The sequence below is a fragment of the Actinacidiphila polyblastidii genome (assembly GCF_036353415.1).
GTDB lineage: Bacteria > Actinomycetota > Actinomycetes > Streptomycetales > Streptomycetaceae > Actinacidiphila > Actinacidiphila polyblastidii.
Window position 1 is genome coordinate 52,368 of the sequence record NZ_JAZEWV010000015.1, and the last position, 12,747, is coordinate 65,114.

The following is a 12,747-nucleotide window of genomic DNA, read 5'->3' on the forward strand; positions in this document are numbered from 1 at the left end:
CCGGTGCCCGCCGCGCGCGCCCGGAGTGACCATCGCACCAACGCGTCGTTTGACACGGCGTGAACACGCGCGCGCAGTCCGCCACTTCCGCCACGGCCCCGCCGGCCGGGAGGAAGGCCGCCCCGGTCGCGGTGGAGGAGGCGGAGGCCGCCCTCGTCGAGCACTACCCGCGGCTGGTCGCACTGGCCTACCTCACCCTGCCCACCGGACTCGGCAAGCACCGCAGGGTGCTCACCGCGCACCGGCTCGTCCAGCGCTCACTGCCGCGCTCCGAACGCAGGGCGCGCGGTGGGGCGTACGGGCTGCTGCGCGGGGAAGTGCTGCGCGAGGCGCTGGCGTTCGGCGGCGGCGGGCGGGTGCGCGTGACGGCGCGCAAGGCGCTGGAGGTGCTGCGGCCGCCCGCGGTGCTCGGCCTGCGGGTGCACCCCCGGGCCGGCGGCGGCGACGAACTCGCCCTGGAGCGCGCCCTGTCGGTGCTGCCCGCGGCGGGCCGGGCGGCGTTCGCGCTGCGCACCCTGGACGGGCTGGGCGAGCGCGGCGCGCACACGGTGCTGGCGGCCGCCGGGGTGGCCGACCCCGCGGAGGCGCTCCGGGCGGCAGCCGCCCTCGGGCTCGCGACCCGCGCCGCGACCGGAACGCCGGCGGCCGGCGGCCTCACCGCCGAGTCGGCCTTCGGCGCGGGCGAGTTCGACCCGTGCACGGTGCAGACCCGGCCGACCGACCTGCTGCGGCGGCGCCAGCGCTCCCGGGTGGCGCTGGTCGCCGCGGCCGTGGTGGGCGTCGGCGCGCTGGTGCTCGCGCTCGGCGGCGCGGGCGCCGCGTCCCGGCCGTACGCGGCGCCCGGCTCCCCGGCCGGCGACCCGAGCGCGGCCGACCCGGCCGCGCTGGTACGGGTCCCCGCGCAGACCTGGCGCGGCACCGCGCGGATGGACTTCTCCGCCTGGCCCGCGCGCGGCGACCGCGCCTCCGACGGCGGGCTGCTGCGCCGGGCGCTGGCCGTCTGGGCGCATCCGGGCGCCGCGGTCGACGTCAGCGCCACCCCCGGCACCCCGCGCTCCGGCCCCGCCCAGCCCCCGCAACTGCTCTTCGCGGGCGACGCCGACGACGCCGCGGTGGTGCTCTTCTACGACGGGCTGCGGGTGGTGCGCTACGCCGAGCCCCGGCGCGGCGGCGGCCGGGCCGCGCTGGACTTCGCGCAGGCCGAGAACGCCGACCTGACCACGTCCGCGGCTGTGCTGGTGGACCGGGTGGACGGCAACGCCCGTTTCCTGACCGCCCCTTGGGTGGCGGCGGCGCAGACCCGCGACCTGCTGCGGCCCGACCGGCCCGGTTCGGCGCTGCACCGCTCGGCGGACGGCGTGACCGACCCGGTGCGGACGCCCGACGCGGTGGCCGGCGGGACCTGCGGGTCGTCCTGGCCGGTGCTGCAGCTCAGGTCCTCGGCGACGATCGCCGAGCACCACTCCTTCCTGCTCAGCGACCTCGGCGACATCCTGCCGACGCACCTGACGTACACCGCGCCGCCGCACACGGCGGCCGGCGCGAGCAGCCGGCCGGGGCCGCCGCGGGAGGCCACCGGCGGCCCCGCGCTGGAGAGCTGGGCGCACGACGCGTGCGGGCTCACGGTGCTGCGCGGGCAGAGCGTGCGGGCCGTCGACGACTGGGAGTTCGCCCGCACCCCGCTGCCGCAGGGCGCCGGGACGGCGTCCTGGACCTGCGAGCGCGCCGACACCTGGCGCGGCCCCGGCCTGGCCACCGTGCGCTTCGTGCCGCCGGACGCCGCGGCGGCGGCGCCCGGTTCCGTGGTCGGGCAGCAGTCGGACGGCAGCGCGTGCAGCCGGTTCGGCCAGAACGTGATGGCAGGCGTGATGTGGAAGTCCCCCTCGGCCGAGTGGTACCTGCTGGCCGCGGGCAGCAGGAACGTCACCCGGATCAGCGCCACGCACGGCATCGACGCGCACGCCGACGGCCCGTACCTCGCGGTGCGCGCCCCGCGCGGCACCCGCGCCACCCTCAGGGGCGAACTGGGCTCGGGCGGGACCCTGTCACCGCTCGACGGGCGGTAGGAGCCCGTCGGGCGGCAGGAGCCCCTCGGGCAGGAGGGGCGCGCCGGCTACCGCCGGGAGCCGGGCTCCTCGGCCGCGGGCGCATCGGCCCGCAGTGCCAGCTCCATCACCACATGGTCGCCCTCGCAGGAGTGCTCCACCCAGCCCTGGGCGGCGTAGAAGGCACGGGCGCGGGCGTTGGGCGCGAAGACCTCCAGCCTGGCGGTGGCGAGGCCGGCCGCCTGCCACGCCCCGACGCACGCGCGGTGCAGCGCGGCGCCCGCGCCGGTGCGCCACACCTCGGGGTCGACGTGGAAGTGGAAGAGCCTGTCGCCGTCGAACCGTGCGGCGAGCGCCGCGAAACCGACGATCCGCCCGTCCCGTTCGGCGCACAGCACGATCCGCTCGGGTGACGCGATCGCGCGGGCCGTGCCGGTCCGCTGCCGGTCCAGTTCGGCCGGGCCGCTGTACGCCTCGGGCGGCAGGTGGCCGGCGTAGTAGGTGGCGCGGGCGCGGGCGTGGACGTCGCAGATCGCGTCGAGGTCCGCCGTCCCGGCGGGACGGATCAGGGTGTGCGGAGTGCTCATGCCGGCAGGGACTGCGGGGAGGGCGCCGCCGGTTCCCTCCCCGGGGGCGCGGCGGCACGGTCACGGCGGCGCGGTCGTCGCGCGGACGTGCCGCGGCGCGGACGTGCCACGGCGGGCCGCCCGGGGGTCAGGCCCCGGACGGCCCGCCGCGCGGGCGGCCGGTGTCAGCCGGCCGTCGTGAACACCGCCACCGTGCGTGCGGGCACGGTGAAGGTGCCGGTCGCGGGCGCGTAGGACGAGGTCTTCACGACCTGGTCGGCGCCGGCGGCCTGGATCGGGTGCAGGACGTAGCGCGTGCCGGCGAGCGCGCCGACCCGCTGGGACCGCTGCTGCGGGGTGGCGTTGAACACCACGACGAGGCCGCCGGCCTTCATGGTGATCACGCCGGGCGTCTCGTCCGCGCCGGACAGCGGGAAGGACACCTGCTGCCGCACCTGCGCCGCGGTGGCGAGGTGGAAGGCCGGCTCCGCTGTGCGGACCCGCAGCAGGTCCTGGTACGCGGCCGAGGCCGCGGCGCTGCCCGCGCAGTCCTGGCTGACGTCGGGATTCGTCAACAGGGGTGTGGCGTAGGGCCACTTTGCCTGGTTGTCGGCGGCCGGCGGAAGGCCGCGCCCGAATCCGTTGCCGCTGCCCGCGGTGCCCGCGCCGTCCTGGCAGCTCCAGTGGATGGCGTTGAACCAGTCCCCCGAGTCGAAGGAGTTGCGGTCGAGCGACTTCGACCGCAGCAGGTCGGAGCCCGCCTGGTAGAGCGCGGGACCCTGGGACAGCGCCGAGGTGGCCTCGGCGAGCACCTGCATACGGGCCCGGTCGGCGGCGGACGTGCCGGCCGGGAGCTTGTAGGCGAGGGCGTCGTAGAGGGTCTCGTTGTCGTGGGCGTCGACGTAGGCGAGCGCGTCGCCCGGCGCGTCGGCGTACCCGGCCGGTGCGCCGTTGTAGTCGATCTCCCCGCCGGTGGTCTGCCGGCCGGCGGAGTCGGTGAACGCGAACTCCTTCAGGTTGCCGGTCAGTCCGACCTGGATGAGGTCCTGGTAGTGCAGCAGCCGGGCCTTCTGTTCGGCCGGACTGCCCTGGTCGGTCGAGGAGTTGGGGTCGGTGAAGAGACCGGAGGCGAAGCCCTGGACACCGGGGTCGGCGTCGAAGGGACTGCCGCCGCGCACCGCGTCGCGGGCCCGGTCGGAGAAGGTGGCGATGCCGGTGCCGGCCATGTTCGCCTGGGTGGCCTGCACGAAGCGGGCGTTGTTGGCGACCTCGCCGAAGTTCCAGCCCTCGCCGTAGAGGATGACGCTCTTTCCGTCGACGCCGTCCTTCGCGGGCGTCAGCGCGTCGAGCGCCTTGCGGACGGCGAGGATGTTCGCCTTGGGGTGGTGGCCCATGAGGTCGAAGCGGAAGCCGTCGACCTTGTACTCCTTCGCCCAGGTGACGATCGAGTCGACGACGAGCTTGCCCATCATGGCGTTCTCGGGCGCGGTGTCGGCGCAGCAGGTGGAGTTCGCCACCGAGCCGTCGGGCATCAGCCGCTGGTAGTAGCCGGGCACGATCTTGTCGAGCACCGAGGTGTCGGCCTGCCCGGCCGCGGAGGTGTGGTTGTAGGCCACGTCCATCACGACCCGCAGCCCGGCGTCGTTGAGGCCCTGCACCATCTGCCGGAACTGCACGGTGCGTAACGGACCGTCAGGGTCGGTGGCGTAGGAGCCCTCCGGCACCGTGTAGTGCAGCGGGTCGTAGCCCCAGTTGTACGCGTCGGTGGCCTGCTGGGCGGTGACGCACGCCTGCTGCTGCTCGCCGGCCGGCCCGTACGAGGCCAGGTCGCAGTCCGGCTCGGTCCGGTCGGCGGCCTTCTCGGGCACCGTCGCGAAGTCGAAGGCGGGCAGCAGGTGGACGTGGGTGATGCCCGCCTTCGCCAGCGCCTTCAGATGGGTCATCCCGGCCGAGCCGGCGTCGGTGAAGGCGGTGTACTTCCCGCGGTCCTTCGCCGGCACCGTGGTGTCGGCGACCGAGAAGTCCCGGATGTGCAGCTCCTGGATCTGCGCGCGGCTCATCGGCACGGCGGCGGGCTTCTTCTGCCGCGCCCACCCCCTGGGCGCGAGCCCGGGGTCGTCCAGGTCCACCAGCAGGCTCTGCTTCGAGTCGGCGGTCAGCGCCACCGAGTACGGGTCGGTGACCTCGTTGACCACGAGTCTGCGCACGCTGGGCGCCCACACGGTGACGTCGTAGCGGTACGCCCTGCCGGTCCAGGACCGCTCGCCGCGCACCGACCAGACGCCGCTGGCCGGGTCCTGCCGCATCGGCACGGTCCGGCCGCCGATCTCCACCGCGACCTTGTGCGCGGTGGGCGCCCAGACCGACAGGGCCGGTGTGCCGTGCCGGTCGAACACCGGCCCGAGGACGGCCTGCCGGGCCTTGGCGGCGTAGAGGTCGTCGAGCACGCCCTGCGTCTGCACGCCCGTGGCGGCCAGCAGGGCGCCGTTGCCGGCCCGCTGGGTGGCGATGAGCTGGCCGCGCAGCGCCTCGGTGATCCTGCCGCGGTCGCGCGGGTCGACGCTGAAGGCCGCGTACCCCTTCAGCTGCGGGAACTCGGCGAGCTGCGCGGCGGTCAGGCCGGTCGGCACCCGGTTCAGCCGCAGCCAGCGGCCCTCACTGGACAGGGCGCCGTCCTCCAGCGTGATCCCGCCGTCCGGCGCGTAGACCAACTGCTGGGACAGGGACGGCGCGTCGGTCTGCCAGGCGACGGTGCCGGCGTCGATCCACTGCGCCTCGGACCGGCCGAGGTCCAGGTCGGCACTCGACCCCTTGGGCTGCGGCAGCAGGTAGGCGGGGGCGCCGCCGAGCAGCCACACCTCGTGGCCCGAGGAGGCGAGGTCGAGGGACTGGTCGCTCGGCAGGTCCTTGGTGTCGCCGTTGTGGATGATGTAGCTCAGCGAGGTCGCCCCCGCCGCGAGCGGCACCTCGAACACCGCGCCGTAGGAGTCGATCCGGGCCGGCCGCAGCGGGGCCGTCCAGTCCGTCGGGTTCGCCGCGCCGGTCCAGTCGTGCAGGCCCCAGCCGGTGTAGTCGCCGTCCGCCCGGTGGTAGTGGATCACCGCCTTCGTGGTGTCCTGCGGCGGGTACGCGCCGGCCGGGGCGGTCGTCGACACGTCCGGGCTGCCCTGCCTGACCCACACCTCGCCGGTCGTGGCCAGGTCGACGGTCCGGTCGCCGTCGGTGTCCTTCACGCCGTCCTTGTCCACCACGACGAAGCCGACGCTGCTCGCGCCCGGCTTGAGCCTGACGTAGGCGAAGGCGCCGTAGGCGTCCTGGCCGGTGAAGGGGTGGCCGGCCGGCCAAGTGGTCGCCTCGCCGTCGGCGAGGTCGCCCCAGGCGTACAGGCTCCAGTCGGCGTAGTCCTTGTCGGCGCGCTGGTAGTGCACGATCGCGTAGTCCCGGCTGACCGCGCTCGGCGGCGTGGGCGCGGCGACCGCGCCGGTCACCGTCGTGGCGGTGGCGTCGGCGGTGCGTCCCGCGTCGTCGACGGCGACGGCCTTGTACCGTACGGCCGTTCCCGCCGGCACGTCCTTGTCCAGCAGCTGCGTGACCCGGTAGGGGGCGTGGTCGGCCGAACCCAGCACCTTCCAGGGGGCGTTGCCGACCTGCGCGGCGAACACCACGCGGTTCAGCCCGCCTCCGGTGACGTCCGCGGACACCTCGACGGTGCCGGTCGCGCCGGGTGCGGGCGCGCCGAGCGTCACCGCGGGCTTCGCGGCGGCCTTCGCGAGCGGCGCGGCGGCGCGCAGCACCACGGCCTGCAGCGGCGGCACGGTGATCGTGACGGCGGCAGCGCCGCCGCCGGCCGTGACCGCGGCGTCCGTTCCGTAGATGCCGCGGTAGGCGGCGCCCGCGGTGCTGCCGGTGGGCACCGTCACCGTCCGGGCGGTGGTGGCGTTGTTCACCGCGACCAGGTAGTCGTCGCGCCGGGCGGCGTCGGTGCGCGAGTACGCGTAGACGCCGGGGCCTGAGCCGGTGTCGGCGTAGCGCTCGGTCTGCACGCCGTCGCGCAGCGCCGGGTGGTCCCTGGTGAGCTTCGACAGCGCGGCGATCGCCCGGTAGAGCGGGTGGGACGGGTCGTACGCGTCGCTCGCCGCGGTGCGGTCGGTGCCGATCTCGTCGTCGTCGAGGTAGTCCGCGACCTTCGAGGCGAACATCGGCTGGCGGGCGTCCTTGTCGCCGCCGGAACCGGTGAAGCCCTGCTCGTCGCCGTAGTACACCACGGGGTTGCCGCGGCCCAGGAACATCACCTGGTCGGCCAGCTCGTCCCGCTTCAGCAGCTCGGCGTCGCCCGCCTGCGGGTTGTCCTGCTTCAGGAAGGCGCCGATGCGGCCCATGTCGTGGTTGCCGAGGAAGGTGACCTCCTCGTACGCGTTGGCCTTGTCGGTGGTGTAGCGGTAGTCCTGCGCGTACACCGACGCGAGCCGGCCCGGCGCCGCGCCCTGCGAGGCGTAGGCGCGTGCGGCGTCCTGGAACGGGAAGTCCAGCGTGGCGTCCAGCCGCCCCTGCGTGACGTACGGGGAGGTCACCGCCGGGTCGGCGTCGTAGGTCTCGCCGAAGAGGAAGAAGTCCTTACGGCCGTGCCGCGCCGCGTACGCGTCGAGGGCGGTCGCCCACTGCGTCCAGAACGGCATGTCGACGTTCTTCACCGTGTCGATCCGGAAGCCGTCGATCGCGAAGTCCCCGACCCACTTCTCGTAGATCCGCTCCATCCCGTGCACGACCTCGGGCCGCTGCGTCCACAGGTCGTCCAGGCCGGAGAAGTCCCCCTGGTCGGCGCTCTCGCCGGCGAAGGTCGAGTCGCCCCGGTTGTGGTACATCGTCGGGTCGTTGAGCCACGCCGGGACCTTCGCCCGCGCCTGGTCCGCCGGCACCGCCGGGGTGCGCGGGAACGACGCGGCGGTCACCTTCGGGAAGCCCTGGCCGCCGGCGGCGTACGTGTCGTCGTCGAACGGCGTGCCGTCCGCGGCCAGGTACGGGAACGCGCCCTTGGACAGGTAGCCGTAGGTGTTCTCGGTGTTGCCGACGACGTCGGCGGTGTGGTTGGTGATGACGTCGAAGAAGATCTTCATGCCCTTGGCGTGGGCGGCGGCTATCAGCGTGCGCAGGTCGTCGTTGGTGCCGAAGTGCGGGTCGACCTGCGTGAAGTCGGTGATCCAGTAGCCGTGGTAGCCGGCGCTGGCGTCCTTCCCCGTGCCCTGCACCGGCCGGTTCTTGAAGATCGGCGCCATCCAGATCGCCGTCGTGCCGAGGCCCTTGATGTAGTCCAGCCGCCGGGTCAGGCCCTTGAGGTCGCCGCCCTGGTAGAAGCCCTTGTCCGTCGGGTCGAACCCGGTGGTCGTCGACCCGCCCGGCAGGCCGCCCCGGTCGTTGCCGGGGTCCCCGTTCGCGAACCGGTCCGGCATCACGAAGTAGAACTGCTCACGCGTGTCGGCGTGCCGGGCCGGCTGCGCGGCGAGCGCCGTGTCCGAAGGGGGGCGCGGCGGCGCGGGATCGGCGTGCGCGTACGCGCTCGGCACGGCCAGCGCGACCACCGCGCTGAAGGCGGTGGCGACGGCGGTCCGCCGCACACGTCTGCGCGCCGTCGCGAATGCGGGCAGCCTGAACGTCAGGGCCACGGGCGGTTCTCCTTGTGTTTCCCCGTCCCGGGAGGACGAGAACGGCCTCGCGCCCGGGCCCACGCGCCGGAATCCGGGAGCCGCCCCGGCGTCGGTGCCGAAGCTGTCCGGGACGGTATCCCTCCGGACGGCTTGCAGCAAGGGTCTGAAAGCATTTCCATCCCGGCGACCGCGCCCCGCACGCCGACGCGCACGCCCACCCGCGGATACGGGTGGGCGTGCGCGTGCGTGTCAGGTCCGACGGGTGTCGCTCAGCTCGGCTGCTCCGCGAAGAGCTCCTCGACGGTGGTGACGTGGAAGGCCCGGTCCATCCAGCCCTCCAGCGTGTCCACGTCGTGGCACCCGGTCAGGCGCTCGCGACCCTCGTCGGACAGGGCGATCCGCCGGTGCCGCAGGACGAGCAGCAGCGCTTCCACAAGCCCCGCCACCTTCCCCTCGGCCAGCCCTTCGACCATGCCCTCCGCCTTCCCTTCGAGGAATGACTCCTCGACGAGAGTGCCTCGACCGGGGAAGTAGCTCCCGTTCTTCATCAGCTTCCTCCACATGTCTCGCGCCGGGGTGTCCCCCAGGCCGATCTCCAGCATTTCCGAGTAGTACGACAGCGCCGCCGGCTCCGCTGCCCCGAGGGCACGGGCGAGTGCCTCCGGTATGGCGGCAGAGTCCGGATTGCGGCCGTAGACCATGGCCGCGAAAGCGGCCAGCGCCAAGTCCTGGCGGGCCGCCGCCCAGTCGGCGGTGGCCCTGTCCTGGCAGACGACCAGGATCGCGTCCCGTCGAGTTGACGCGAGGCGCGGTGCGGCGCGCGGGCCGGGCGGGGGTGGGGAGATCGCCTCGCGCGGGCGTTCGGATCACGGCGGCGCCACGGATGAAGGATCTTGCAGAAAGTTTCTTGCGGAGGCTTTCGCAACATGTTGCAGCCCTGTTAACGTCCCGTCCAGCCCGAGCGGAGAGAGCCGGTCCCAGGACGGGGGCCGGCTCCTGTCGGATCAGGGTGATCAGGCACTTCCCTCATCAAGGAGTCAGGTATGCGACGCGGCATATCCACCGTGGCGATGGCCGCGGCCATCGTTCTCGGGGCCACCGCCTGTGGCGGCAGCAACGACAGTGGCAGCAAGAACGACGGCGGCAAGGCGAAGGACCCCGCCTCGGTCTCCGGCAGCATCACGTACTGGGACACCTCGGACGCGAAGAACGAGGCCCCGGCCTACGAGGCGCTGATCAAGGACTTCGAGGCGAAGTACCCGAAGATCAAGGTGAACTACCAGAACGTGGACTTCACGACCGTGGAGCAGAAGTTCAAGGCCGCCGCGCAGAGCGGCAAGGGCGCGCCGGACGTCATCCGCACGGACGTCGGCCTGATCCCCGAGTACGCGTCGCTGCACTACATCGCCCCGCTGGACGGCACCTCCGCGCTCTCGGACACGCAGGACTTCGTCGCGGGGCCGATGAACACCACCAAGTACGACGGCAAGACCTACGGCGTGCCGTCGGTCACCGACACGCTGGGCCTGCTCTACAACAAGGACATCTTCGCCAAGGCCGGGATCACTGCGCCCCCGGCCACGTGGGACGAGCTGATCGCGGACTCCGCCACGATCAAGCAGAAGGTGCCGGGCGTCGCGGGCACCTACGTCAACCCGGACTCGTACTTCCTCTTCCCGCTGCTCTTCGGTGAGGGCGCGGACCTGGCCGACCCGGCCGCGAAGAAGGTCACGGTCAACTCGCCGGAGGCCGTCAAGGCGGTCACCGAGGCGAAGAAGATCTACGACACGTCGTCGCTGAAGGTCGACTTCGCCAGCGCGTACGACAACATGCAGACCTCCTTCAGGACCGGCAAGGTCGCGATGCTGGTGCAGGGCCCCTGGTCGGTGAGCGACGACCTGACCGGCTCGGCGTTCAAGGGCAAGGAGGCCAACCTCGGCTACGCGCCGGTGCCCGCCGGCTCCACCGGCAAGGCGCTCGCGCCGACCGGCGGCCACGACCTCGCGGTCTACCAGGGCTCCCGGAACCTGACCGCGTCGTACCTGTTCACCCAGTTCATGACGTCCTCGGCGTCCCAGCAGCAGATCGCGCTGAAGAACGGCACGCTGCCGACCCGTACCTCCGCCTACACCGCCGACGTGCTGAAGGACCCGGAGATCGCCGGGTTCAAGCCGATCATGGACACCGCCCGGCCGCGCGTCGCGCTGCCGCAGGTCGGCAGCCTGTTCACGCCGCTGCAGCAGCAGTACATCAAGATCCTCCAGGGCCAGGTGTCGGTGCAGGCCGGCCTGGACGCCGCCGCGAAGGAGTTCGGCAAGCTCCTGCCGGGCTACACCGTCCAGTAGCGGCGGCCGCGACTCCGGACCGGCCGGCCGGGGCCCCGCCCCCCTCGGGGGGAGGGGCTCACGCGCCCGGCCGGCCGGTCCGGTCCCCCCTGTACCGACCTGCCGACCTGCCGACCCACCGACCTGACGAGAAGCCGAGGAGCGATGACCACCGCCACGATGGACGAACCCGCCCGGGGCGCGAAGGCCCCTGCGCCGCGCGCGCCCAAGCGCGGCGGGACGACGCCGCTGCAGGCGCTCAAGCGGTCGTGGGACCGGCACTGGTACGCGTGGGCGATGGTCGCCCCGGTCGTCGCGGTGATCGGCGTCCTGGTGATGTACCCGCTGTGCTACGGCCTGTACCTGTCGTTCACCAACGCCAACGAGTCGAACGTCGCCAAGGACATCGGCGCCTTCCACCAGGGCGCGACCTACCACTTCGTCGGGCTGCACAACTACTGGCAGATCATCTCCGGCAAGGACGGCGACTTCTATCCGCGGCTGGAGTGGACCGTGCTGTGGACGGTCTCCTGCGTGGCCGTCACGTACGCCGTCGGGCTCGCCATGGCGATGCTGCTCAACCGGCCGGTGCGGTTCCGGCTGTTCTACCGGCTGGCGCTGATCCTGCCGTGGGCGGTGCCCGCCTTCATCGGCGTGTTCGCCTGGCGGCTGATGTTCAACTCGCAGTACGGCGTCTTCAACGACATCATCAACGGCGTCGGCCTGCCGTCCCAGGACTGGCTGGGCACGCCCTTCGCGCAGAAGGTCGCCGTCATCATGGTGAACATCTGGTGCGGCGTGCCGTTCATGATGGTCGCGATCCTCGGCGGTCTCCAGTCCATCCCCGGCGAGCTGTACGAGGCCGCCGAGATGGACGGCGCGACGCCGCTGCAGCGGTTCCTCAACGTCACGCTCCCGGGGCTGCGTCCGGTGACCAGCACGGTGATCCTGCTGAGCACCGTGTGGACGTTCAACATGTTCCCGATCATCTACCTGCTGCTCGGCAACAACACCACGGGCGACACGGACATCCTGGTGACCTACGCCTACCAGAAGGCGTTCACGGGGATCTCCGACTACTCGGGGGCCGCCACCTACGGCATCGTCATCCTCCTGATCCTGGTGGCCTTCTCCACCTTCTACCGCCGCCAGATCAAGACCGCGCAGGACTAGGAGCCCGCCGCCATGAGCGCCACCACCGAGCGCGGCTCCGCCGCCGCCCCCGCACCGCACCGTCCCGCCCGCACCGCCGCCGCGCCCGGCCGCACGGTCCGCGGCCGCGGCGAGCGCGGCACCGGCGCGTCGATCGCGCTGCACGCCACACTGCTGGCGGCGAGCGCCGTCGCGGTGTTCCCCGTGCTGTGGATCGTCTTCATCTCGCTGGGCCCCGACACCGCCTGGCAGCAGCCCGGCGAGGTGGTCCACCACCTGGGCCTGTCGAACTACCGCTACGTGCTGCTGCACAGCCACTTCCCCCACTGGATGCTCAACTCGGTGATCGTGGCCGCGGCCACCACCGCGCTGGGCGTGCTGATCGCCTCCAGCGCCGGGTACGCGATCTCCCGGATGAGGTTCCCCGGCCACCGGCCGCTGATGTGGACCTTCCTGCTCACCCAGATGTTCCCGGTCGCGGTCTTGATCGTGCCGCTGTACAACCTGCTGGGCCGGCTCGGCCTGATCGACAGCTACGCGGGCCTGATCCTGGTGTACTGCACGATCGCGGTGCCGTTCTGCGCCTGGATGCTGAAGGGCTACTTCGACACCATCCCGCGCGAGATCGACGAGGCGGGCCGGGTCGACGGGCTGACCCCGATCGGCACCTTCTGGCGGCTGATCCTGCCGCTCGCCCGGCCCGGCCTGGCCGTGACCGCCTTCTACAGCTTCCTCACCGCGTGGGGCGAAGTGGCCTACTCCAGCCAGTTCATGAGCGAGAACCACTACACGCTGGCGGCCGGCATCCGCACCTTCGCCTCCGACCAGCGCGCCAACTGGGGCGCGATGACCGCGGCTTCCGTGGTCATCGCGATACCCGCGGCGATCGTCTTCCTGCTCGTCCAGAAGCACCTGGTGACCGGTCTGACGGCCGGCGGCACCAAGGGCTGAGCCCGCCCGCACACCAGGGGCCGCCCCGCCGGACCCCGCACACGTACGCCAACCGCCTTCGGCCGGG

General features: G+C 73.0%; 7 protein-coding genes. 4 read left to right on the forward strand and 3 right to left on the reverse strand.

Annotated features, from left to right (window positions below):
* Positions 1 to 59 precede the first annotated feature (59 nt).
* The gene (locus tag V2S66_RS19530) at positions 60 to 2,066 is read left to right on the forward strand and encodes a hypothetical protein (protein ID WP_330797147.1); all 2,007 of its coding nucleotides are present in this window, start codon (positions 60 to 62) and stop codon (positions 2,064 to 2,066) included.
* A gap of 47 nt (positions 2,067 to 2,113) precedes the next feature.
* On the opposite strand, the gene V2S66_RS19535 is transcribed toward V2S66_RS19530, so the two are convergent.
* From V2S66_RS19535 to V2S66_RS19545, 3 genes are all read right to left on the reverse strand, one after another.
* The gene (locus V2S66_RS19535) at positions 2,114 to 2,632 is read right to left on the reverse strand and encodes a GNAT family N-acetyltransferase (protein WP_330797148.1); all 519 of its coding nucleotides are present in this window, start codon (positions 2,630 to 2,632) and stop codon (positions 2,114 to 2,116) included.
* Between the two features lie 164 nt (positions 2,633 to 2,796).
* Complete coding sequence (pulA, locus tag V2S66_RS19540; RefSeq protein WP_413966434.1) at positions 2,797 to 8,265, reverse strand: pullulanase-type alpha-1,6-glucosidase; 5,469 nt, start codon at positions 8,263 to 8,265, stop codon at positions 2,797 to 2,799.
* 257 nt (positions 8,266 to 8,522) lie between these two features.
* Entirely contained in the window at positions 8,523 to 8,978 is a 456-nt protein-coding gene (locus V2S66_RS19545; RefSeq protein WP_330797149.1) for an RpnC/YadD family protein, read from the reverse strand.
* Between the two features lie 318 nt (positions 8,979 to 9,296).
* Between V2S66_RS19545 and V2S66_RS19550 the strand changes: the two genes are divergently transcribed.
* From V2S66_RS19550 to V2S66_RS19560, 3 genes are all read left to right on the forward strand, one after another.
* Positions 9,297 to 10,598 (forward strand): extracellular solute-binding protein, encoded by a 1,302-nt coding sequence (locus V2S66_RS19550; RefSeq protein WP_330797151.1) that lies wholly within the window; start codon positions 9,297 to 9,299, stop codon positions 10,596 to 10,598.
* Between the two features lie 144 nt (positions 10,599 to 10,742).
* Positions 10,743 to 11,750, forward strand: coding sequence for a carbohydrate ABC transporter permease (locus V2S66_RS19555; protein ID WP_330797152.1), 1,008 nt, complete (start codon positions 10,743 to 10,745; stop codon positions 11,748 to 11,750).
* A 12-nt stretch (positions 11,751 to 11,762) separates the two neighbouring features.
* Positions 11,763 to 12,680 (forward strand): sugar ABC transporter permease, encoded by a 918-nt coding sequence (locus V2S66_RS19560; RefSeq protein WP_330797153.1) that lies wholly within the window; start codon positions 11,763 to 11,765, stop codon positions 12,678 to 12,680.
* Positions 12,681 to 12,747 lie beyond the last annotated feature (67 nt).